Source organism: Halomonas urmiana (assembly GCF_005780185.1).
Lineage (GTDB): Bacteria > Pseudomonadota > Gammaproteobacteria > Pseudomonadales > Halomonadaceae > Halomonas > Halomonas urmiana.
Genome location: NZ_VBUI01000007.1, coordinates 119550 through 141224 on the forward strand (window position 1 = coordinate 119550; position 21675 = coordinate 141224).

Genomic DNA, 21675 nt, shown 5'->3' on the forward strand with positions numbered 1-21675 from the left:
GCGCCTTTCGCTTTCGAGGCCGAGCTAACTGCGATAGCCCTGACGTCCGTCAGGCGGCGGCTCAGCGCTCGCCGGCGGCGGCCTGGGCGACGTCCGAGAGCGCCTCGCGATTGATGGCGGCGATCTGCTCGGCGGCACGCTGCAGGGCCGGCAGGCACTCCAGCGCCTTGTCGCGGGTCATGCGCATGATCGGTGACTGGATGGCCAGTCCGGTGTTCGAGGGCCCGTCGGGGTTAGGGGCCAGTACCGCGATGCACAAGAGCCCCGGCAGGAACTCCTCGTCGTCGAAGGCATAGCCCTGGCGCCCCACGGCCTCGATCTCGGCCTCGAGGGCCTCGGGATCGACGAGGGTGTTGTGCGTGAAGCTCTCCAGCGACATCTCGTTGAGCAGCCGCCGACGCTGCGCGGGTGCCATCTGGGCGAGGAAGAGCTTGCCGCTGGCCGAGCAGTGCACCGGCACCCGGGAGCCGGGGTGCAGATAGAAGCGTAGCGGCGCCGAGGTCTCCACGCGATCGAGATAGAGCACCTCGCCGCCGGAGAGCGCGGTGATGTTGCAGCTCTCGCCGACGTCGTCGACCAGCTTGCGCAGCACCGCGTGGCGGGCCCCGTGCACGGTATCGTTGAGGAGCAGCGACTCGGCCAGGCGGCGCAGGCGACTGCCCTTGCTGTAGTGGCGGCCGTCGGCCTCGCGCTGCAGCATGCCCGAGGTCTCGAGCTGCTGGAGCATGCGGTGCAGGGTGGGCTTGGGCAGGCCGGTCTCCTCGACCATACCCTGCAGCGTGAAGAACTGATCCTTCCCCGCGATCACCTCCAGCAGGGCCAGCAGGCGCTGTGCTGGCGTATCGCCCTCGAGGCGGCTCATCTCGGATCGATTGGTCGTCATATCGGCTCTCCCTTTGGCCTCAAGGTAATTTGTTCCTGAAAAGAAATCAATTTGTACCGTTTTATGGAATTTTGTTGACGGCTCGCCGATGCAGCGCTACTTTTTGATCAGGTTCCAGATATCGGAACCATTGGTATCAAAAAAATAAAGTCTCGGTATCAACACAATAACGAGATGGCACCAACGCCAGATCCGACACCCAGCGCTCCCATGGAGGTTCCCATGAGCACCCAAGACACCACAGACACCCGCCAGGTCGTGAAAGGCAAGCAGACGATGACGCCCTCGGAGGCCTTCGTGGAGACCCTGGTCGCCAACGGGGTGACCGACATGTTCGGCATCATGGGCTCGGCCTTCATGGACGCCATGGACATCTTCGCCCCGGCCGGCATCCGCCTGATTCCGGTGGTCCACGAGCAGGGCGCGGCGCACATGGCCGACGGTTATGCTCGCGTCTCCGGCCGCCACGGCACGGTGATCGGCCAGAACGGCCCGGGCATCTCCAACGCCGTGACCGGCATCGCCGCGGCCTACTGGGCGCACACCCCGGTGGTCATCGTCACCCCCGAGACGGGCACCACCGGCATCGGCCTGGGCGGCTTCCAGGAGTGCCAGCAGCTGCCGATGTTCCAGGAGTTCACCAAGTACCAGGGCCACGTGACTCACCCGTCGCGCATGGCCGAGTATACCGGGCGCTGCTTCGACCGGGCGATGTCCGAGATGGGCCCGACCCAGCTGAATATCCCGCGGGACTACTTCTACGGCGAGATCGAATGCGAGATTCCCGAGCCGGCGCGTCTCGACCGCGGCCCGGGCGGCACCCGCACCCTCAATGAGGCGGCCGAGCTGCTGGCCAAGGCCGAGTTCCCGGTGATCGTCTCCGGCGGCGGCGTGGTCATGGCCGATGGCGTCGACGCCTGCCAGGCGCTGGCCGAGCGGCTCGGCGCGCCGGTGGTCAACAGCTACCAGCACAACGACTCCTTCCCGGCCAGCCACCCGCTGTGGTGCGGCCCGCTGGGCTACCAGGGCTCCAAGGCCGGCATGAAGCTGATCGCCCAGGCCGACGTGGTGGTGGCGCTAGGCACTCGCCTGGGGCCGTTCGGTACCCTGCCGCAGCACGGCCTGGACTACTGGCCGAAGGACGCCAAGATCATCCAGATCGACGCCGACCACAAGATGCTGGGCCTGGTGAAGAAGATCGCGGTGGGCATCTGCGGCGACGCCAAGGACGCCGCCGAGGCGATCACCGAGCGCCTGACCGGCCGTGACCTGGCCTGCGACGCCACCAAGGACAGCCGCGCCGAGCAGATCGCCAGCGAGAAGGACGCCTGGGAGCGCGAGCTCGACGAGTGGACCCACGAGAAGGACCCGTTCAGCCTCGACGCCATCGACGAGGCCCAGGGCGAGACGCCGTTCTCCGGCGGCGAGTACCTGCACCCGCGCCAGGTGCTGCGTGAGCTCGAGAAGGCCATGCCCGAGGACGCGATGGTCTCCACCGACATCGGCAACATCAACGCCGTAGCGCACAGCTACCTGCGCTTCGAGAAGCCGCGCAGCTTCTTCGCGCCGATGAGCTTCGGCAACTGCGGCTACGCCTTTCCCACCATGATCGGGGCCAAGGTAGCCGCGCCGGAGCGTCCGGGGATCGCCTACGCCGGCGACGGCGCCTGGGGCATGAGCCTGATGGAGACCATGACCGCGGTGCGTCACGACATCCCGGTGACCGCGGTGGTGTTCCACAACCGCCAGTGGGGTGCGGAGAAGAAGAACCAGGTGGAGTTCTACAACCGTCGCTTCGTGGCCGGCGAGCTGGACAACCAGAGCTTCGCCGAGATCGGCCGCGCGATGGGCGCCGAGGGCATCACCGTGGATCGCCTCGAGGACGTGGGCCCGGCGCTGAAGAAGGCGGTGGACCTGCAGATGAATGAGGGCAAGACCTGCATCATCGAGATCATGTGCACCCGTGAGCTGGGCGACCCCTTCCGCCGCGACGCGCTGAAGAAGCCGGTGCGCCTGCTCGAGAAGTATCAGGACTACGTCTGATCGAACGTGCTGCAACGTGTTCCCCCGGCGCTGCCGGGGGCTTTTTTGTCTGAGGACTGCCGCGCCGTGCGGCAGGCACAAGAGGCCATCGCATGAAAGCCTTGAATCAGATTCTCGAGCGCGCGCGCCGCGATCCCCGGCGCATCGTGCTCTGCGAGGGCGAGGATGAGCGCATCCTGAGCGCGGCCGCGAAGGCGGCGGAGCAGGGCATCGCCCAGATCCTCCTGGTGGGAAGCCGCGCAGGCATTACCGCGGCCGCTAAGCGCTGCGGCGTCGACCTGGCGGCGGTCGAGGTGATCGACCCGGCCGACTCGCCCCTGACCGACGACCTGGCGCGGGCGCTACTGGCGCTGCGCGAGAAGAAGGGCATGACCCCGGAGCAGGCCGCGACGGCGATACGCGAGCCGCTCTGCTTCGCCAACATGCTGGTCCGCGAGGGGCACGCCGACGGCACCGTGGCGGGGGCGGTGAACACCACCGCCGACGTGGTGAGAAGCGCCATCCAGCTGCTGGGGCTGGCCCCGGGCAGCAAGCTGGTCTCGAGCTTCTTCCTGATGATGCTCTGCAAGCCCTTCCACAGCCTCAAGGGCGGCATGATCTTCTCCGACTGCGGCCTGGTCATCGATCCCGGCGCCGGGGAGCTCGCCCAGATCGCCATGGCCGCCGCCGACAGCGCCCAGGCGTTGCTCGACGAGGCGCCGCGGGTGGCCATGCTGTCGTTCTCGACCAGCGGCAGCGCCCGGCACGGTAGCGTCGAGAAGGTCGTGCAGGCCGCCCGCGAGGTGAAGGCCGCCCGGCCGGAGCTCGCCATCGATGAGGACGTACAGCTCGACGCCGCCATCGTGGCCGAGATCGCCGAGCGCAAGCTGCCCGACTCGAAGGTCAAGGGCAACGCCAACGTGCTGATCTTTCCGGACCTGGAGGCCGGCAACATCGGCTACAAGCTGGCCGAGCGGATCGGCGGCGCCGAGGCCATCGGCCCGCTGCTGCAGGGCCTGGCCAAGCCGGCCAACGACCTCTCCCGGGGTTGCAGCGTCGATGATATCTTCCATGTGATCGCGGTGACCACGGTGCAGGCGCAGAGCCTGTCGGCCGCCGGCGAGGCCTGATGGTCATCACCGGCACTGCGCCATGGCCCCCTGGACCCTGACGATGGAGCCCGGGGCGCTCGCGGCGACGCTCGCCATCATGGGCGTGGCCGGCTACCTGCATACGGTGTCGGGATTCGGCCTCGGCATGATCGTGATGGGCGCCGCCGGGGGGCTAGGCGTGGCCTCGGTGCCGGTGCTGGCGGCGGTGGTCAGCCTGGTGACCCTGGTCAACAGTGCCGTCGCCCTGCCGGGGAAATGGCGCGGCCTGGGAGCGCACCGGATCATGGCGCTCGCGGTGGGCATCGTGCCCTCCATCATGGTGGGCGTCTGGCTGCTGTCGTGGCTGGACGCCACCTTCACGGTGCTGCTCACCCTGCTGCTGGGCGCCCTGGTGCTGTCCGGGGGCATCAGCATCGGCTTGCAGCCCCGTCCTCGCCACGCCGAATCCCGCTCCTGGACCTTCGCCGCGAGCGGCGTCTTGACGGGACTCTGCGGCGGGCTCTTCGGCGTTCCCGGGCCGCCGGTCATCTACCACTGCTACCGCCAGCCGCTGCCGCTGGAGACGATCCGACTGCTGCTGATCCTGTGTTTCGCGATCACCTCCGGGGTGCGCACCCTCTATGTCGCGAGCCATGGCGGGCTGACCGGTGACGTCTGGCAGCTCGCCCTGTGGTCGATGCCGGTGGTGGGCGGCACGACCTGGCTCGGGCGGCGCTACCCCCCGCCGTGCTCCGCCGGACTGATGCGTCGGCTGGCCATGCTGACCCTGATCGGACTGGGTGCAGTGATCCTGCTGAAAGGCGTACTTTTGCTGGCGTCGGGCTAGTATTACCGGCGTTATCCTGGCATCTTACGTCGCCTTTTTCAGGGCATAGGCGAGATCCGTGGTGTCATCCCGGTGCGAGGAAGCGCGCGCCATCAGGATTGGCGGGGCCGATGCCCGCCACGCGGTGTCGACGTCTCGTCGCTATTGATGTGCATGCCATGTGCATGCATGCGCGTGGCTACGCTCCCCCTTCCGAGCGACCCGCGTCAGGACGGAAGCCGCAAACAGGATCGAAAGCATCATGACCCTCGAGGTACTACTCTCCTTCATCGCCATTGCCGCCATCGCCGGCTACTTCCAGACGGTGACCGGCTTCGGGCTGGGCATGATCGTGATGGGCGCGACCAGCGGGCTTGCTGTCGCACCCGTGGCCTCGGTCGCCGCGGTAGTCAGCCTGATGATGCTGGCCAACAGCGCGGTGGCACTGCCGGGCAAGCTGAAGCATCTCGACATGGCGGTGATCGGGGCCACCGTGCTCGGCATCGTGCCGGCGACCGTGATCGGCGTATTGCTGCTCGACGTAATGAGCGGCAGCGCCGAGAGCGTGCTGCGCATCGCCCTGGGCCTGCTGGTGTGCTATGGCGGGCTCAGCCTGGTGCTGCGCCCCCGACAGCGCGAGACCCTCTCCTCGCGGGGCAGCTTCTTCCTCAGCGGTGCGCTCTCGGGGCTCTGTGGCGGGCTCTTCGGCATCGCCGGGCCGCCGGTGATCTACCAGTGCTATCGCCAGCCGCTGCCTCCGGTGGCGATCCGCAACATGCTGATCCTGATGTTCGCCTGCACCTCGGGCATGCGTACCCTGTTCGTTGCCGCCACGGGCGGGCTGGATCTCGAGATCTTCATGCTCACCGCCTGGGCGATTCCCGTGGTGGCAATGGTCACCTATGCTGGACGGCGCTGGCCGCCCCGGCTCTCACCCCTGGCCATGCGCCGGGTCGCCTTCGTCACGCTGATGGTGATCGGCGGCGGGCTGATCGTCTCCGAACTGATTTAGCTGGTGTAAGAAGCGGCGGTGTAGGCGGCGCGCCGCCTGGGGAGCACCGCCGGCCAACGCCGGCGGGGGAGGGGCCTCTGCGCTCGGCGAGTCCTTACTCCTTATCCCTATTCCTTACTCTGCACCTCCTGCTTCCCAGTCGCTACTCGGCGGCGTCGCAGAGCCGCCAGGCGCCTTCCTCGAGGGGCAGCAAGGCGGCGATGGCCGCGGTGGCCACCACATGGGTGGTCTCCTGCACGGGGTCGTGAACGTTGAGCCCGCCGTGCACCACGCTGACCTCGGCGCGGCCGCGAGGCAGCTCGGCCGCCACCACCGCGGCATCGACGCGCTCGGGTTCCTGCACGCCGATGGTCACCTGGACCCGCATCTCGCGATGGTCGATGCCCAGCGACTTGAACAGCACGATGGAGGAGTGGTGCAGGGCGTCGTGCACGGCGCGACACGCCGCCTTGGTGTAATCCTCGCCGTAGAGGTCATTGCCGCTGCCCATTTCCAGGATGATGCGACGCTCAGTCATGATCGGGCTCCATGTCGAAGGAGACGACGATGGCGGCGTTGGCGATCACGCTGGTGCCGCTGCCGTCGGGTTTGTCCACGTCCAGCCCGCCCTTGACCAGGCGGACCGAGGGCTGGCCATAGGGGAAGATGCCGAGCAGGGCCGCCGGGTCGACGGCGGCGGGGTCCTGTACCCCGATCTCGACGTCGATCAGCATGGCCTCCTTGGGGAAGCCGAAGGCGTCGGCAACGTTGAGCGAGTTGTGCCAAAGCGCATCACGGATCGCCCGTGCCGCGGCTTCGGTATAGTTCCGGCTACGGATCGAGGTGCCCATGCCGAACTGGGTCACCACGCGGGTCTTGGTCATTGAGGTCTCCTGTGTTTTTCGATCGTCAGCGCCGGTGGCGGCCGCCGATCAGCTCGACGATCTCGTCGAACAGGTGGGTGTCCAACGCCTGGGCCATGTCGGTGGCCAGGCAGCGGCGGTAGAAGGGGCTCAGGTCCAGGCCCACACCCAGGCCGAGCACCTCCACCTGGCCCTCCCGGCTACGCCGGGCGACGACCTCCTTCAGGTGGTTGTCCAGGTAGAAGGGGTCGTTGGCCAGGTTGGTGGCGCTGTCCGCCGGGCAGCCATCGGAGATCACGATCAGGATGCGGCGGTTCTCGGGCCGGGCGAGCAGGCGTTCGCAGGCCCAGTCCACCGCCTCGCCGTCGATCCCCTCGCGAAACAGGTCGGGCTTGAGCAGCGCGGCGGTGTCGGTGCGCGCACGCCGCCAGCTGCGCTCGGCGTCCTTGAACACCATATGGCACACCTCGTTGAGGCGCCCCGGGCCGCGGGGACGCCCGCCGCTCATCCACGCCTTGTAGGCGCGGCCGCCGTTCCAGGCGCCGGTGGTGAAGCCGAGCAGTTCGGTGCTCGCCCCGATCATCTCCAGGGCGCGGATCAGGCTCTCGGCCATCATCGTCACCGGCATGATGTGGTGCTTCATCGAGCCCGAGCAGTCGATCAGCAGGCTGACGGCGCAGTCGGTGCCGAGCTTCACCTGGTCACGATAGAACAGGCGTCGCTCGGTGGGTGAGCTGACCAGCTGGGCGAGGCGCCGCCCGTCGATGCGCCCCTCCTCCTCGCCGAAGGAGCGGCCGTCGACGCGCGGCTCCCAGAGCACGCTGCCCAGCCGCCGGGCCAGGCGCGGCAGGTTGATGGCCTGCTCGGCGGTGGCCTGGTCGAGCCGCTCGCGGTTCTCGCGCAGCAGTGCGCGGCGCACCAGGCTGCCGGCGGCGACCTCGCGGTCGAAGCGGGTGGTGAAGACCCGATAGGCCTGGGCGGCGTCCTCGAAGGTCTTGCTGTGCCCGGTGGTGGCGGCCGCCACGCCGTCCTCGTCGCCGTCGCCGTCCTCGAGGTCGAGCAGCAGGGCGAAGGCGTCGCTGGCCGCTTCCGCCGGTTCCTCCTCCTCCTCCTCGTCACCGGCCTGGGCCCGTTCGGCGCGCACCCGCGTGGCGACGATCCGGGCGATGGCCAGGGCATGCTCGGCGTAGGCCGCCTGATCGTGGCGCTGGCGGCGCAGGCCATAGAGCGCCGTGCCGAGCTCTCTCACCAGGGAGGCGCGGGTGCCCTCGATGTAGTCTTCGGTCTCCTCGAGCACCGGCCGCGCCTGCAGGCGCGACCAGCACATCTGCGCCACGGTGTAGAGCAGCAGGCCGATGCTGCCCTCGGTGAGCCCGGAGCGATAGAAGGCTCGCGACCAGCTCTCGAAGCGTTGCCGCAGGTTGTCGGCCATGCCCGGCATGTCGTCGGGGACGCGCGTCTCCACGCGCAGCTGTTCGAGCAGCTCGAAGATCAGGCGCTCGACCGGCTCCTCGGGGCAGCGTGCACGGTGCAGGGCCGGGTCGGAGTGCAGCAGGCGCAGGGCCATGCCGTCGGCGGCGGCCCGGCAGTCGGCGAAGTCGTCCTGCGCGGGATCGATGCGCAGGTGTGGCGCATGGGTCGGCAGGCGTGTCTCTCCTTGATACAGCCGGCGCCCCCGGTAGTGCAGGCCGGCATCGCCGGTCATGGCGCGCAGGCTGGCCGCGCACAACTCCTCGATCCGTTGCTGCCGGCGCGCCTGCTGCTGGGCGCTTTGGGTCATGACGGAGTCGCCTCCCGCATCCAGGATTCGTCCAACTCCTCGCCGAAGCAGCGCTGGTAGTACTCGGCGACGAGGGGACGTTCGGCCTCGTCGCACTTGTTGAGGAAGGAGAGCCGGAAGGCCAGGGCCGGGTTGCGGAAGATCTCGCAGTTCTCGGCCCAGGTGATCACCGTGCGCGGCGACATCAGCGTGGACAGGTCGCCGGCGGCGAAGCCCTGACGCGTCAGGTTGGCCACTGCCACCATGGAGGCGATGAGCTTGCGGCCCTTCTCGGTGTCCTTGCTGGGCACCCGGCCGAGCACGATGGCCGCCTCCTCCTCACGGGGCAGGTAGTCGAGCTTGGCGACGATGTTCCAGCGATCCATCTGGGCATGGTTGAGCACCTGGGTGCCCTGGTAGAGCCCGGAAAGGTTACCGAGCCCCACGGTGTTGGCGGTGGCAAACAGCCGGAAGTAGGGGTGGGGGTGGATGACCCGGTTCTGGTCGAGCAGCGTGAAGTGGCCGTCGCGCTCGAGGATGCGCTGGATGACGAACATCACGTCCGGGCGGCCGGCGTCGTACTCATCGAAGATCAAGGCCACCGGCCGCTGCAGCGACCAGGGCACGATGCCCTCCTGGAATTCGGTGACCTGCACCCCGTCGCGGATCACGATGGCGTCCTTGCCCACCAGATCGAGGCGGCTGATATGGCCGTCAAGGTTGACCCGCATGCAGGGCCAGTTGAGGCGCGCCGCCACCTGCTCGATATGGGTCGACTTGCCGGTGCCGTGCAGCCCCTGGACCATCACCCGGCGATTGCGAGTGAAGCCGGCGAGTATCGCCAGGGTCACGTCGGGGTTGAAACGATAGGCCTCGTCGATCTCGGGCACGTACTCGTCGCGCCAGCTGAAGGCGGGGACCTCGAGGTCGCTGTCGATGCCGAAGAGTTCGCGAACCGACACCAGGATGTCGGGCTGGGCATTCATGGGGTCTGTCATCACCATCTCCTCGGCCCGGGGGACCGTTGACCTTGGGCGTCCCTGGTCGATACTGCTGGCAGGGGACGTCGCTGCCGGAGTGTCCAGTGAGCATAGATCAATTTCGTAAAAAGAATCAAATCGTATCGTTTTATGGAACTTTTCCTTGACGAGGGTAGGGGGACTGCCTAGAGTCAGTCCGTATTCCGGAAGCCGGAATAAATCATCTCATATAACACAACCCGGATGACGGGCTCGGAGGACACCCCATGAGCACCCAAGACACCACAGACACCCGCCAGGTCGTGAAAGGCAAGCAGACGATGACGCCCTCGGAGGCCTTCGTGGAGACCCTGGTCGCCAACGGGGTGACCGACATGTTCGGCATCATGGGCTCGGCCTTCATGGACGCCATGGACATCTTCGCCCCGGCCGGCATCCGCCTGATTCCGGTGGTCCACGAGCAGGGCGCGGCGCACATGGCCGACGGTTATGCTCGCGTCTCCGGCCGCCACGGCACGGTGATCGGCCAGAACGGCCCGGGCATCTCCAACGCCGTGACCGGCATCGCCGCGGCCTACTGGGCGCACACCCCGGTGGTCATCGTCACCCCCGAGACGGGCACCACCGGCATCGGCCTGGGCGGCTTCCAGGAGTGCCAGCAGCTGCCGATGTTCCAGGAGTTCACCAAGTACCAGGGCCACGTGACTCACCCGTCGCGCATGGCCGAGTATACCGGGCGCTGCTTCGACCGGGCGATGTCCGAGATGGGCCCGACCCAGCTGAATATCCCGCGGGACTACTTCTACGGCGAGATCGAATGCGAGATTCCCGAGCCGGCGCGTCTCGACCGCGGCCCGGGCGGCACCCGCACCCTCAATGAGGCGGCCGAGCTGCTGGCCAAGGCCGAGTTCCCGGTGATCGTCTCCGGCGGCGGCGTGGTCATGGCCGATGGCGTCGACGCCTGCCAGGCGCTGGCCGAGCGGCTCGGCGCGCCGGTGGTCAACAGCTACCAGCACAACGACTCCTTCCCGGCCAGCCACCCGCTGTGGTGCGGCCCGCTGGGCTACCAGGGCTCCAAGGCCGGCATGAAGCTGATCGCCCAGGCCGACGTGGTGGTGGCGCTAGGCACTCGCCTGGGGCCGTTCGGTACCCTGCCGCAGCACGGCCTGGACTACTGGCCGAAGGACGCCAAGATCATCCAGATCGACGCCGACCACAAGATGCTGGGCCTGGTGAAGAAGATCGCGGTGGGCATCTGCGGCGACGCCAAGGACGCCGCCGAGGCGATCACCGAGCGCCTGACCGGCCGTGACCTGGCCTGCGACGCCACCAAGGACAGCCGCGCCGAGCAGATCGCCAGCGAGAAGGACGCCTGGGAGCGCGAGCTCGACGAGTGGACCCACGAGAAGGACCCGTTCAGCCTCGACGCCATCGACGAGGCCCAGGGCGAGACGCCGTTCTCCGGCGGCGAGTACCTGCACCCGCGCCAGGTGCTGCGTGAGCTCGAGAAGGCCATGCCCGAGGACGCGATGGTCTCCACCGACATCGGCAACATCAACGCCGTAGCGCACAGCTACCTGCGCTTCGAGAAGCCGCGCAGCTTCTTCGCGCCGATGAGCTTCGGCAACTGCGGCTACGCCTTTCCCACCATGATCGGGGCCAAGGTAGCCGCGCCGGAGCGTCCGGGGATCGCCTACGCCGGCGACGGCGCCTGGGGCATGAGCCTGATGGAGACCATGACCGCGGTGCGTCACGACATCCCGGTGACCGCGGTGGTGTTCCACAACCGCCAGTGGGGTGCGGAGAAGAAGAACCAGGTGGAGTTCTACAACCGTCGCTTCGTGGCCGGCGAGCTGGACAACCAGAGCTTCGCCGAGATCGGCCGCGCGATGGGCGCCGAGGGCATCACCGTGGATCGCCTCGAGGACGTGGGCCCGGCGCTGAAGAAGGCGGTGGACCTGCAGATGAATGAGGGCAAGACCTGCATCATCGAGATCATGTGCACCCGTGAGCTGGGCGACCCCTTCCGCCGCGACGCGCTGAAGAAGCCGGTGCGCCTGCTCGAGAAGTATCAGGACTACGTCTGAGAAAAAGTACTGCCGAACGTGCTGCAACGTGTTCCCCCGGCCTCGCCGGGGGCTTTTTTATCTGACGATTGACCGAGACCTGCGCAAGAAGCCCCGATCCAACGACGCCGGTCGCCGTTGGGACGGGGCTTCTTGCATACTGAACGTGTGCCGAGCGGCGCGACGCCTCTCCGTTCATGGCGAACGCGCTGGTCCAACCGCCGGTGTGTATCTGGCGCTAATGCCTCCTCGGTTTTGTCAGTAGGCTGGATCCGTTCGCGGCCGATGTGCCGCCTCGATGTGTCACCCGTTCAGTAACGACAGTCCTTTAGCGACCGTCCTAACAACGACAACCGTCAGGAGCCCGTCATGAGCCAACCGACCACCGAACTTCTCGAAGCCTTCAGCGATGCCCTGAACCGCCACGACATCGATGCCGTCATGAGCATGATGACCGACGACTGCGTCTTCTACGCCATCGCCGGCCCGGAGCTGCAGGGCAAGAGCTTCATCGGCCAGGCCGAGGTGCGCCAGGGCCTCGAGAACGCCTGGAAGACCGCCCCCGATGCCAGCTGGACCGACGCCGAGCACCACGTGATCGGCGACAAGGGCTTCACCGAGTCCACCTATCAGGGCACCACCACCGACGGCGTACGCTCCGAGGCGCGCATGATCGACGCTTTCACCTTCCGCGACGGCAAGATCGCCGTGAAGAACGCCTTCCGCAAGAACCGTCCCCCCGTCAACGCCTGATTGCCCCGGGTTCGAGCACCGCATCCAGACTGCTAGGAGTCCGATCATGGAGACAACAATGCCAAGAAGCGGGGAGACCGAGGCGACCAAGACCTCACCCTCCCAGCCATATGATCCGGCCTATGACCCCCTGAAGAGCGCCACCCCGGGGGCGGGTCGTGACTATGCGCCAACCTACTGGATCGGCACCGCCGGCGAGCCGCCGGCCGATGACGGACCCATCACCCAGGACACGGATGCCGATGTGGTCATCATCGGCTCCGGCTTCACGGGGCTCACGGCGGCGATCTTCCTGGCCCAGGAGTACGGCATCAAGGCCACGGTGCTCGAGGCCAACCGCACCAGCTGGGGCTGCTCGACCCGCAACGGCGGCCAGGCTCAGTGTGCCTCCGGTCGCCTCAAGCGCTCTCAGTGGATCCAGCGCTATGGCCTGGATACCGCCCTGAAGCTGCATCGCGAATGCCTCGACGGCATGGCGACCTTCAAGGAGCTGATCAAGGACATCGACTGCGAGCCCCAGCCGGGCGGTCACCTGTACGTGGCCCACCGCGACAAGGTGATGCCGACCCTCGAAAAAGAAGCGAAGCTGCTGCGCGAGACCTTCGACTACGACGCCCAGATCCTCGACGCCGACACGGTGAAGCGCGAGTGGCTCGGCGATCAGGAGGCAGCCGGCGCCATGCACGAGCCCGAGGGCATCGGTATCCACGCCGGCAAGCTGGCCTTTGGCTATCACCGCAAGGCGCGGGCGCTGGGGGTGAAGATTCATCCGGCAAGTCCGGTGCAGGGCTTCGAGACCCGCGGCGGTGTGCACTATCTGCAGACGCCGGGTGGGGTGGTCAAGGCACGGGCCGTGGGCATCGCCACCGGCGGCTACACCTCCCAGAGCCTGCACCGCGAGCTCAAGAACCGCCTGCTGCCGATCCTCTCGAACTCCATCGTCACGCGTAAGCTGACCGATGACGAGCTCGAGGCCTGCAGTCTGCGCACGCGCCAGGTGATCACCGATACCCGGATCCTGCGCCACTACTACCGCCTGCTGCCGGACAACCGCCTGCAGATCGGCAGCCGCAGCGCCATCACCGGTCGCGATGCGCCGCAGAAGAAGTACGAGGCGATGCTGATCGGCGACATGCACCGCAAGTTCCCGGCACTGAAGGGCGTCGATATCGACTACTCCTGGTGGGGCTGGGTGGATGTCAGCCACGACATGATGCCGCGCATCCATCAGCCTGATGCCAAGGAGACGGTCTACTACGCCCTGGGCTACGGCGGCAACGGCGTGATGTATTCGGCCCAGGCCGGGCGACGCCTGGCGCAGTGGATCGCCGGGCACGGCCAGGAGCTGGACCTGCCGATCTTCACCTCGAAGCTGCCGTTCCCCAACCTGCGCGAGAAGGTCGAGTCCCAGGCCTTCGCCCCCTTTCGGCGCTTCGGCCAGCGTTTCCTCTACCGCTGGTACCACCTGAAGGACGAGGTGCTCTGAGCGCACCTGACCCCATTGAAGCCGCCCTCGAGGCGGCTTTCTTCTGGGCCATCGCAAATTAGCGTGATGCTGTTCGGCAGAAAAGGGCGCGGCTTGCAGGTCACTTTCTCGTGGGAGTGATCTTCAGATCGCGAAAGAAGGCCGGAGGCCTTCCCGGCAAAAGGCACTAAGCCCAAGGCACTTATCGGCGCCATTCGTCGAGGCGTCGAACCGACAATAAATTGCGCTTGTAGGTTGGAAGTGACCCTTCTGGCGACGGCTTTCTTTTTCGTGTCGCGCGGGTGAGGGCGGTCGTCAGGAGGGGGTAACCGCCTGGGGAATCAGCGCCGCCAGGCGTTCGATGCCGGCCTCGATGCGCGCTTCGGGAATGGCCGAGAAGCCCAGCCGGAAGTACTCGAGGTGGGGGTCGTCGAAGAAGTGGATGTCGCCGCATTCGATCAGGATGCTCTGCTCGGCCGCCAGGCGACGCAACTCATGGCAGTCGAGTCCCTCGGGCCCCTTTACCCAGAAACACGAGCCTCCGTAGGTCGAGGGAACGAAGGCGTGGGGTATGTGCCGGGCCAGCGCCTCGTTCATGCGCTGCCAGCGGCTATGGAACACCTGGTGGATCTGGCGCAGCAGGGCATCGTGATAGCCGCGATCCAGGAACAGGGCCACGGCGCGCTGGTTGTTGGTCGGCGGGTGGCGCAGCATCAGGCGGCGCAGCGCCCGGGCCTCGCGGATCAGCGCCGGCGGGCCGACCATGTAGCCCAGGCGCAGGCCCGGCGCCAGGGTCTTGGAGAGGCTGCCCACGTAGATCACCCGATTGTGGCGATCCAGGCTCTTCAGCGCCGGCGTGGGGTTGTCCAGGTAGTTGGTCTCGCTCTCGTAGTCGTCTTCGATGATCAGGAAGTTGTCGATCTCCGCCATGTCGAGCAGCTCGCGGCGCCGCTCCAGCGGCATGGTGACCGTGGTCGGCGCCTGATGGCTCGGCGTCACGTAGAGCAGCTGGCAATCGGCGATCGTCGGGTCGAGGCGCATGCCCTGGTCGTCGACCGGGAGCAGGTGGACATCGTCGGTAAAGGTGCGGGCGATGTTGTACATGTCGACATAGCCGGGATTCTCCATGCCGAAACGACGGCCGGCCTTGAGCAGCAGCATGCTGGTGATCCACAGCGCCTGCTGGGCGCCCACTGTGACCAGGATCTCCTCGGGGGCGGCCCAGACGCCGCGACGCGGCAGCAGGCGCTGGTGAATTTGTTCGATCAGCAGCGGGTCGTCGTCATTGAGGTGGTCCACCGACCAGCTGCGGATCGCCGGCACGCTCATCGAGTCGCGACTGCACTCCCGCCAGTGCTGGGTCGGAAACAGCTCGGGGTCGATCTGGCCGTAGAGGAACGGATAGTCGTAGCGATGCCAGTCGCTGGGCTTGTTGATGGTCTGCTGCCGGGAGGGGTGCATGGTCAGCAGCTCTTCCCAGGGCAGGCGCTCGGCGTCGATATCGTTCAGGCGCACCGGTTTCTCGGCTCGGCCCTCGAGGATTTCGGGATTGACGAAGTAGCCGCTGCGCTTCCTGGCGATCAGGTAGCCATCGTCGAGTAGGTGCTCGTAGGCCAGCATTACCGTGTTGCGGGCGACATGCAGCTCCTTGGCCAGCTTGCGGCTCGAGGGTAGCGGCTCGTCCAGGGGCAGATGGCCGTCGAGGATGGCGCGGGCGATCTGCTCGCGCAGCTGTTTCTGCAGGCTCTCCGGAAGGTCGGGGTCGAGATGGAAGAGAAGCTGGCTCATTGAAATTGTGTCTCGCCAAGGCATTAGAAAAGGCTGCTGGAGATTATGCCATACTGCTGGGGCACCATGGCGGCGGCAGGGCCGACCCGGCGCGTCGGTCATCGTTCACGCCCCAGGCGGGCTGGACCAATCGATATCGGAAGACTGGTTCTAGTGGCGCCCGGGGGGAGTGCGTAGAACATGGTAGTCAGGATATGGCGTACAGCATGTATCCCGATGATCGGCGAGGGGGGAGATCGCGGAGTCGAGGCAGGCGCGGTGAGCATCACAACAAATCACCTCGAATCGCCGCCTTGGGCCGTCCTCGATGGACACCCTGGCTTGCCGTCATCCAGGAGCGCCTCGCACAAGCAGGCATCCTGTCTTTCCGACAATAACAAGCTGTGGAGTTTACAATGCGTATCCAGAAACTACTCCTCCCCATGGCAGTATCCGCCGCGACCCTGGCACTGAGCGGCCAGGCCATGGCCGAGACCTGGAAGATGGCTCTGGGCGATGCCGCCGGCGGCACCCAGTACGAACTGGGCACGACCTTTGCCGACATCGTCGAGGAGAAGACCGGGGGTGAGGTCACCATCGACCTGTTCCCCAACGGCCAGCTCGGCAGTGAGCAGGACACCGTCAACAACGCCAGCATGGGGCTTCTCGATCTCTCGGTGCTGGCCATCAACAACATCACGCCGTTCTCGCCGACGGTAGGGGTCTTGACCCTGCCCTACGTGATCCAGAGCCCCGAGGATGCCAAGACGCTGACCCAGGGCGAGATCGCCGAGGAACTCACCCAGAACACCATCCGCGATGCCGGCGTGCGCATCCTGGGCTGGGCCTACTCCGGCTGCCGCCGTTTGACCAACTCCGCCCGTCCCGTGGCCTCGCCTGAGGATCTGGATGGCCTGAACATTCGGGTGCCCAAGAACGAGATCATGATCGCCGCCTACCAGGCCTGGGGCGTCAATCCTGCGCCGCTGGCCTGGTCCGAGACCTTCACCGCGCTGCAGCAGGGCGTCGTCGACGGTCAGGACAACCCCTATATCACCATCGACACCATGAAGTTCTACGAAGTCCAGGATCACGTCACTGACAGCTGCTACGTCTTCTCCTTGCAGCCGCTGATCATCAGCGAGGGCAAGTTCCAGAGCCTCAGCCCCGAGATGCAGGAGATCGTGCTGGAAGCCGGCCAGGAAGCCACCAGCCACAGCTATGACTTCCTGCTGGAAAGTGAGGAAGCCATCAAGAAGCGTCTGGTGGAAGAGCACGGCATGCAGATCACCGAGCCCGCCAACGACGAGCAGCAGTGGATCGAGATGGCCACCGGCATCTGGCCCGAATTCTACGACAGCATCGGCGGCAAGGAAAAGCTCGACCAGGCACTCGAGGCCCTGGGTCGCGATCCCGCCCCGCAGTCGTAATCGTCGCCACCGCGACATGCAGTGTCCCCCCGCATCGGCCCCCGGCCGGTGCGGGGAACTGCCCATCGGGAGCCTGATCGCAAGGGGCCTGTCTTATGAAATCGCTACTCTTCAAGATCATTGACAGCCTGGAGAGCGTCCTCTGTCAGCTCCTCCTGGTGTCCTTCGTCCTATTGCTGTTCGCCCAGATCGTACTCAGGAACCTCTTCAACTACTCGCTGCCCTGGGGCGATGAGCTGGCGACCTACGCCTTCGTCTGGTTCGCCTACCTGGGGGCGGCTTATGCCACCAAGATGTCGGCGCACAACCGCGTCACCTTCCAGTTCAAGTTCTTGCCGCGCTGGGTCGAGACGTTCTGCACCCTGCTCACCGACCTGATCTGGATCGGCTTCAATGCCGTCTTCATCTATTTAAGCTATGACTTCGTCTTCAACAAGATGAACCTCTTCTGGAAGTCTCAGACCCTGGGCATTCCGATGAAGTATATCTATCTGATCCTGCCCATCGCCTTCGTTGCCATGACGCTGCGAATCCTTCAGAACAACTACTTGAAGTTCGTCAAGAAGGCGGACCTCGTGGACCCCGAGTCCGAGGAGGTCGAGAAACTCAAGCACAACGATGACGCGGCGGGCGATGACCCGACGCGACGGGAGCACTGAGTATGGATGCCACGATTGTCTACGTACTGTTCGGCGTCTTCTTCCTGCTGCTGATCCTCGGGGCACCCATCACGGTGTCGCTGGGCGTGGCGGCACTGACGACCTTCATCAGCCTGGGCGAGAACCCTATGGCGTTCGTGCAGATCGCCTTCACCTCGGTGGGCTCCTTCCCGCTGATGGCGCTGCCGGCGTTCATCCTGGCCGGGGCGCTGATGGAGGCCGCCGGCATCTCCAAGCGCCTGGTCGACATCGCCGAGGCCTTCGCCGGGCCCGTGACCGGCGGACTCGCTGCGGCGACGGTGTTCGCCTGCATGTTCTTCGGCGCGATCTCCGGCTCTGGGCCGGCGACCACGGCGGCGGTGGGCATGCTGATGATCCCGGCCATGGCCAACCGCGGCTACGATCGCGGCTACGCCTCGGCCATCACCGCCTCCTCGGGCGGTCTCGGGGTGGTGATTCCACCCTCGATCCCGATGGTCATCTTCGGCATCTCCGGCATGGGCCTGCAGCCACCACCGGAGGCCATCGCCGAGCACGGCGCCTTCCAGACGCTGTCGATTCCCAAGCTGTTCATCGCCGGCATCCTGCCGGGGGTGGTCATCGCCGGCTGCCTGCTGACCATCAACTACTTCATCTCGCGCCATCGCGGCTATCGCGGCCTCACCGATCACTGGTCCTGGCCCCAGATCCGCGGCACCCTGCGCAAGGGCATCTGGTCGATGCTGGCGCCGATCATCATCCTCGGCGGCATCTACAGCGGGCTGTTCACCCCCACCGAGTCGGCCATCGTGGCGATCTTCTACACGCTGATCGTGGGGGTCTTCCTGCACCGGGAGCTGGCCTGGAAGCCGGCCCTACGCACGCTGCAGACCACCACCTGGATCACCGGCCGAGTGTTGCTGATCCTGTTCACCGCCACGGTGTTCGGTCGCCTGCTCGTCGAGGAGCGGGTCCCCGGTATCATCGCCGAGGCGATGCTGGGCTTCACCGACAACACCTACCTCATCTGGGCGATGATCATCTTCTTCCTGCTGTTCGTGGGGATGTTCATGGAGACCCTGGCGGCGATCATGATCCTCACCCCGGTGCTGCTGCCGATCATGTACATGTTGGGCATGGACCCGGTGCACGTCGGCATCGTGGTGGTCTGCGCCCTGGCCATCGGCTTCCAGACGCCACCGCTCGGGGAGAACCTCTTCGTGGCCTCGGGGATAGGCGGCGCCTCGATCGAGGAGATCTCGCTGAAGGCGCTGCCCTTCGCCGCGGGCTCCATCGTGGCGCTGTTCATCATCGCCTACTTTCCGCAGATATCGCTCTGGCTGCCCAGCTTGTTGGGCTATTAGCCGCGATCCGTCGCTGACATCGGCGCGGCGTCTTCGCTGCCGCGCCGAAGGAGGAAAATCATGACGCATGGACTTCGACGCATCCTCTGCTGCGTGGGGCTCAGGGGCGACTGCGACCCGGTGCTGGCCCAGGCGGTGGACCTCGCTCAGGCCACCGGCGCCGAGCTGCACGTGCTGCACGCGGTCAAGTCGCTCTCCGACGACGTGTTCAACACTCTCAAGACCAACATCCAGGATCGCCAGATGCTCGAGAGCCTGATGGCCCAGCGCCTCGACCAGGCGCGCCAGGAACTCGATGAGCGCCTCGAGGCCTTCTGGTCCCGCCATCCCGAGCGTCGCGAGGCCTTCGGCGAGCGCGAGGTGACGCGCAGCGTGCTCGAGGGCTACCCCTCCTCGGTGATCAGCCACTACGCCACGCGCACCGGCAGCGACATGATCGTGATGGCGGCCAACAAGCGCGGCTTCGCGGCCACCTATGCCGGCAAGGTCACCAAGGGCGTGATCAAGCGTGCAAGGGTGCCGGTGGTGGTGGTGCCGCCTCGGCAGGAGTAAGCGTCGCTAGAGGGTCTCTTCCAGCTCCGAGGCGATCTGACGCATCAGGGGGGCCCATTCCAGCAGCGACTCGATGGAGTGGCGAAGTCGTGGCGCGTGGACGGCGAGCGTGGCCTGCATATGGCCTACCTGGTCGAAGATCGGGACCGCGATCGCGACCATGCCCTGGATGAACTCCTCGTCATCGGTGCTCAAGTTATCCCGGGCGATCTGGACGAGATGCTCCTCCAGGGTCGAGAGGGACGTGATGGTATAGGGCGTGTGGGCATCCAGCATCAGGGTCGAGAGCAGGGCGCGGCGTCGGTGGTGTGGCATCAGGGCTAGAAACAGCTTGCCACTGGCCGTGCAGTGCAGGGGCAGGCGCGATCCCGGCGTCAGCTGGATGCGCACCGGCCAGTTGGTTTCCACCCGGTCGTAGTAGAGCAGTTGATGGCCATCGAGCAGCAACAGGTTGCAGGTCTCGCCTATCTCCCCGGCCAGGCGTTCCAGCAGCTGTCGGCGCGGCGCCTTCAGGCTTTCATTGGCCAACGTGCCCATGGCCATGCGATGCAGGCGCGGTCCAGGCAACAGGTGGCGGCCGTCTAGCTCCCGCGTGACCAGCTGCTGCTCCTCGAGCTGTTTCAACAGGCGGTGGATCGTCGGCTTGGGGATATCCAGTCGCCTGTCGAGATCCGCGGCGCTGATGCCGTGTTCCGCGGTGGCAATCTCCTCGAGCAGGCTGATGGCACGAAGGAGGGTGGTGTTGGTGGAGGGGTCTTTGGCCATGGGCATTCCTTGCGGCGAGCGTTCTGGCGGTAGCCGCCCCGATGATAACGCAACAGGTCCGCGAGGACCTGCTGCGCATCGGACGGGTCACAGGTTGACCAGGAACATGGAAAGTGGTGGTAGCAGGGCGATCGCGAGCCAGGCGACTATGAGCGCAATGAAGTAGGGAATCACGTAGCGTACCAGCCTGAGATAGGGAATGCCGGTGATGCTGCTGGCCACGTACAGGTTGAGGCCGAACGGCGGCGTGACGAAGCCGATGGCGGCCCCCACCAGGAAGATCACCGAGAAGTGGATGGGGTCCACGCCGGCACTCTGGGCGATCGGCGCCAGGATGGGCGCCAGGATAATGGTCACCGGCAGACTCTCCAGGATCATGCCGGCCAGCAGGATCATCACCATGCAAGCGCCCAGTATGGCGTAGTAGTTGCCAAGATTATTCAAGAGCTCTTCCAGGATCTGGCCGGCCCCGAGCACGGACAGCAGCTGCTGCATTACCACCGAGATGGCGATCAGCGGCGCCAGCATGCCGGCGATCTGTCCCGAGCGGAGCATGATGGCCGGTAGTTTGAAGATGCTGATTTCCCTGGTGATCAGGAGTCCCGCGATCAGGGTGAAACCGACGGTGATGGCGGCGGCCTCGGTCGGTGAGAACTTGCCGGAATAGATGCCGTAGAGCACGACGGCGATGGTGGCGAAGCCCAGGTAGGCCTTGCGCGCGAAGACGGCACTTTCCTTGACCTTGAAGGGAATCAGGGTGCCCCAGCTGTGACGCCGTGCCACCAGGTGGCAGGCCACCATCATGCCCAGCACCATCATGGCACCGGGAATCATGCCGGCAATGAACAGATCGCTGATCGACAGGTTCATCATGAAGCCGTAGACGATGAAGATGATACTCGGCGGGATGATGATGCCGACGGTGCCCCCGCATGCCGCGGTGGCCGCCGAAAATCGTTCATCGTAGCCGTTCTTCTTCATCTCGGGGTGCATGATCGAGCCGATGGTGGCCGTGGTGCCGGCATTCGAGCCCGAGATCGCCGCGAAGAGGCCGCAGGCGCCCAGCGTCGACATGCCCATGCCGCCTCGTAGCCAGCCCAGCACCGAGTAGGCGAAGTCGGATAGCCGCTTGGCGATACCCGCTGCGTTGATCAGGTCACCCGTCAGGATGAACAGAGGCAGGGCCAGCAGGCCGAAGAAACTCAGGCCCTGAAAGAGCGTCACGCCGATATTGGCCAGCGTGAAGTCGATGACCAGGCTGGTGCCGACCACCCATAACCCGATGACCAGGAAGATGGGCACGCCGAGCAGGAAGAAGAGCGTTACGCCTGCAGTGATCAGGCCAATAAGAAGACCGTCTGTCATGATTCGTCCTCCTAATCCTGTTCTGGTCAAGTCAGAGCGGACACATTTTCAAGCCGCAGCTGCCAATTCAATCTCCCTCGGCGTCTGGTAGCCTA

Annotated in this window: 19 protein-coding genes; 11 read left to right on the forward strand and 8 right to left on the reverse strand. The window is 65.9% G+C overall.

The features are described from left to right. Positions 1-61: 61 nt before the first annotated feature. Positions 62-883, reverse strand: a complete 822-nt coding sequence (locus tag FEI13_RS06290; protein WP_138180481.1) for an IclR family transcriptional regulator — start codon at positions 881-883, stop codon at positions 62-64. 222 nt (positions 884-1105) lie between these two features. On the opposite strand from FEI13_RS06290, the gene xsc (FEI13_RS06295) reads away from it, so the two are divergent. The 4 genes from xsc (FEI13_RS06295) to FEI13_RS06310 all read left to right on the forward strand — a co-directional run bounded on the left by xsc (FEI13_RS06295) (position 1106) and on the right by FEI13_RS06310 (position 5834). Further along, positions 1106-2926 (forward strand): sulfoacetaldehyde acetyltransferase, encoded by a 1821-nt coding sequence (xsc, locus tag FEI13_RS06295; protein WP_138180483.1) that lies wholly within the window; start codon positions 1106-1108, stop codon positions 2924-2926. Positions 2927-3018: 92 nt separating this feature from the next. Next, the gene (gene pta, locus FEI13_RS06300) at positions 3019-4035 is read left to right on the forward strand and encodes a phosphate acetyltransferase (protein WP_138180485.1); all 1017 of its coding nucleotides are present in this window, start codon (positions 3019-3021) and stop codon (positions 4033-4035) included. Between the two features lie 22 nt (positions 4036-4057). Next, positions 4058-4843, forward strand: a complete 786-nt coding sequence (locus tag FEI13_RS06305) for a TSUP family transporter (protein WP_204758367.1) — start codon at positions 4058-4060, stop codon at positions 4841-4843. 241 nt (positions 4844-5084) lie between these two features. Next, positions 5085-5834, forward strand: a complete 750-nt coding sequence (locus FEI13_RS06310; protein ID WP_138180487.1) for a sulfite exporter TauE/SafE family protein — start codon at positions 5085-5087, stop codon at positions 5832-5834. Positions 5835-5976: 142 nt separating this feature from the next. Here FEI13_RS06310 and FEI13_RS06315 read toward each other — a convergent pair whose 3' ends face one another. The 4 genes from FEI13_RS06315 to FEI13_RS06330 are packed head-to-tail and all read right to left on the reverse strand — an operon-like array spanning position 5977 to position 9433. Further along, positions 5977-6351, reverse strand: a complete 375-nt coding sequence (locus FEI13_RS06315) for a Lin0512 family protein (RefSeq protein ID WP_138180488.1) — start codon at positions 6349-6351, stop codon at positions 5977-5979. Then, complete coding sequence (locus FEI13_RS06320) at positions 6344-6697, reverse strand: Lin0512 family protein (RefSeq protein ID WP_138180490.1); 354 nt, start codon at positions 6695-6697, stop codon at positions 6344-6346. The genes FEI13_RS06315 and FEI13_RS06320 overlap by 8 nt, the downstream gene beginning before the upstream one ends. A gap of 25 nt (positions 6698-6722) precedes the next feature. Next, positions 6723-8456, reverse strand: a complete 1734-nt coding sequence (locus tag FEI13_RS06325) for a cobaltochelatase CobT-related protein (protein ID WP_138180492.1) — start codon at positions 8454-8456, stop codon at positions 6723-6725. Continuing rightward, the gene (locus FEI13_RS06330; RefSeq protein ID WP_138180494.1) at positions 8453-9433 is read right to left on the reverse strand and encodes an AAA family ATPase; all 981 of its coding nucleotides are present in this window, start codon (positions 9431-9433) and stop codon (positions 8453-8455) included. The genes FEI13_RS06325 and FEI13_RS06330 overlap by 4 nt, the downstream gene beginning before the upstream one ends. A gap of 248 nt (positions 9434-9681) precedes the next feature. On the opposite strand from FEI13_RS06330, the gene xsc (FEI13_RS06335) reads away from it, so the two are divergent. The 3 genes from xsc (FEI13_RS06335) to FEI13_RS06345 all read left to right on the forward strand — a co-directional run bounded on the left by xsc (FEI13_RS06335) (position 9682) and on the right by FEI13_RS06345 (position 13720). Then, positions 9682-11502: a sulfoacetaldehyde acetyltransferase gene (gene xsc, locus FEI13_RS06335; RefSeq protein ID WP_138180483.1), complete on the forward strand. Its 1821-nt coding sequence runs from the start codon at positions 9682-9684 to the stop codon at positions 11500-11502. Positions 11503-11850: 348 nt separating this feature from the next. Continuing rightward, the gene (locus tag FEI13_RS06340; protein WP_138180496.1) at positions 11851-12234 is read left to right on the forward strand and encodes a nuclear transport factor 2 family protein; all 384 of its coding nucleotides are present in this window, start codon (positions 11851-11853) and stop codon (positions 12232-12234) included. A gap of 46 nt (positions 12235-12280) precedes the next feature. Next, complete coding sequence (locus FEI13_RS06345) at positions 12281-13720, forward strand: NAD(P)/FAD-dependent oxidoreductase (RefSeq protein ID WP_138180498.1); 1440 nt, start codon at positions 12281-12283, stop codon at positions 13718-13720. Between the two features lie 294 nt (positions 13721-14014). On the opposite strand, the gene pdxR is transcribed toward FEI13_RS06345, so the two are convergent. Continuing rightward, on the reverse strand, positions 14015-15487 hold the full coding sequence (pdxR, locus tag FEI13_RS06350; RefSeq protein WP_193555720.1) for a MocR-like pyridoxine biosynthesis transcription factor PdxR: 1473 nt from the start codon (positions 15485-15487) through the stop codon (positions 14015-14017). Between the two features lie 422 nt (positions 15488-15909). Here pdxR and FEI13_RS06355 point away from each other — a divergent pair, with 422 nt between their 5' ends. The 4 genes from FEI13_RS06355 to FEI13_RS06370 all read left to right on the forward strand — a co-directional run bounded on the left by FEI13_RS06355 (position 15910) and on the right by FEI13_RS06370 (position 19450). Continuing rightward, positions 15910-16896, forward strand: a complete 987-nt coding sequence (locus FEI13_RS06355) for a TRAP transporter substrate-binding protein (RefSeq protein WP_204758368.1) — start codon at positions 15910-15912, stop codon at positions 16894-16896. Positions 16897-16991: 95 nt separating this feature from the next. After that, a complete protein-coding gene (locus tag FEI13_RS06360) occupies positions 16992-17555 on the forward strand; it encodes a TRAP transporter small permease (RefSeq protein WP_138180504.1) in 564 nt (187 codons plus the stop codon). 2 nt (positions 17556-17557) lie between these two features. Next, the gene (locus FEI13_RS06365) at positions 17558-18898 is read left to right on the forward strand and encodes a TRAP transporter large permease (RefSeq protein ID WP_138180506.1); all 1341 of its coding nucleotides are present in this window, start codon (positions 17558-17560) and stop codon (positions 18896-18898) included. Between the two features lie 60 nt (positions 18899-18958). Further along, on the forward strand, positions 18959-19450 hold the full coding sequence (locus tag FEI13_RS06370) for a universal stress protein (RefSeq protein ID WP_138180508.1): 492 nt from the start codon (positions 18959-18961) through the stop codon (positions 19448-19450). Positions 19451-19456: 6 nt separating this feature from the next. Here the strand turns inward: FEI13_RS06370 and FEI13_RS06375 are convergent, their stop codons facing one another. Both FEI13_RS06375 and FEI13_RS06380 read right to left on the reverse strand, forming a co-directional pair. Continuing rightward, positions 19457-20215 (reverse strand): IclR family transcriptional regulator, encoded by a 759-nt coding sequence (locus tag FEI13_RS06375; protein WP_158294519.1) that lies wholly within the window; start codon positions 20213-20215, stop codon positions 19457-19459. 87 nt (positions 20216-20302) lie between these two features. Beyond that, positions 20303-21580, reverse strand: coding sequence for a TRAP transporter large permease (locus FEI13_RS06380; protein WP_138180511.1), 1278 nt, complete (start codon positions 21578-21580; stop codon positions 20303-20305). Positions 21581-21675 lie beyond the last annotated feature (95 nt).

Excerpts from the sequence above, each read along its gene's own strand:
- xsc (WP_138180483.1), top strand. The coding sequence starts at position 1,106 with ATGAGCACCCAAGACACCACAGACACCCGCCAGGTCGTGAAAGGCAAG.
- FEI13_RS06320 (WP_138180490.1), bottom strand. The coding sequence starts at position 6,697 with ATGACCAAGACCCGCGTGGTGACCCAGTTCGGCATGGGCACCTCGATC.
- FEI13_RS06340 (WP_138180496.1), top strand. The coding sequence starts at position 11,851 with ATGAGCCAACCGACCACCGAACTTCTCGAAGCCTTCAGCGATGCCCTG.
- FEI13_RS06345 (WP_138180498.1), top strand. The coding sequence starts at position 12,281 with ATGGAGACAACAATGCCAAGAAGCGGGGAGACCGAGGCGACCAAGACC.
- FEI13_RS06330 (WP_138180494.1), bottom strand. The coding sequence starts at position 9,433 with ATGACAGACCCCATGAATGCCCAGCCCGACATCCTGGTGTCGGTTCGC.
- FEI13_RS06290 (WP_138180481.1), bottom strand. The coding sequence starts at position 883 with ATGACGACCAATCGATCCGAGATGAGCCGCCTCGAGGGCGATACGCCA.
- FEI13_RS06325 (WP_138180492.1), bottom strand. The coding sequence starts at position 8,456 with ATGACCCAAAGCGCCCAGCAGCAGGCGCGCCGGCAGCAACGGATCGAG.
- FEI13_RS06365 (WP_138180506.1), top strand. The coding sequence starts at position 17,558 with ATGGATGCCACGATTGTCTACGTACTGTTCGGCGTCTTCTTCCTGCTG.
- FEI13_RS06355 (WP_204758368.1), top strand. The coding sequence starts at position 15,910 with ATGGCAGTATCCGCCGCGACCCTGGCACTGAGCGGCCAGGCCATGGCC.
- pdxR (WP_193555720.1), bottom strand. The coding sequence starts at position 15,487 with ATGAGCCAGCTTCTCTTCCATCTCGACCCCGACCTTCCGGAGAGCCTG.
- FEI13_RS06360 (WP_138180504.1), top strand. The coding sequence starts at position 16,992 with ATGAAATCGCTACTCTTCAAGATCATTGACAGCCTGGAGAGCGTCCTC.
- xsc (WP_138180483.1), top strand. The coding sequence starts at position 9,682 with ATGAGCACCCAAGACACCACAGACACCCGCCAGGTCGTGAAAGGCAAG.
- pta (WP_138180485.1), top strand. The coding sequence starts at position 3,019 with ATGAAAGCCTTGAATCAGATTCTCGAGCGCGCGCGCCGCGATCCCCGG.
- FEI13_RS06370 (WP_138180508.1), top strand. The coding sequence starts at position 18,959 with ATGACGCATGGACTTCGACGCATCCTCTGCTGCGTGGGGCTCAGGGGC.
- FEI13_RS06315 (WP_138180488.1), bottom strand. The coding sequence starts at position 6,351 with ATGACTGAGCGTCGCATCATCCTGGAAATGGGCAGCGGCAATGACCTC.
- FEI13_RS06305 (WP_204758367.1), top strand. The coding sequence starts at position 4,058 with ATGGCCCCCTGGACCCTGACGATGGAGCCCGGGGCGCTCGCGGCGACG.
- FEI13_RS06375 (WP_158294519.1), bottom strand. The coding sequence starts at position 20,215 with ATGGCCAAAGACCCCTCCACCAACACCACCCTCCTTCGTGCCATCAGC.
- FEI13_RS06310 (WP_138180487.1), top strand. The coding sequence starts at position 5,085 with ATGACCCTCGAGGTACTACTCTCCTTCATCGCCATTGCCGCCATCGCC.
- FEI13_RS06380 (WP_138180511.1), bottom strand. The coding sequence starts at position 21,580 with ATGACAGACGGTCTTCTTATTGGCCTGATCACTGCAGGCGTAACGCTC.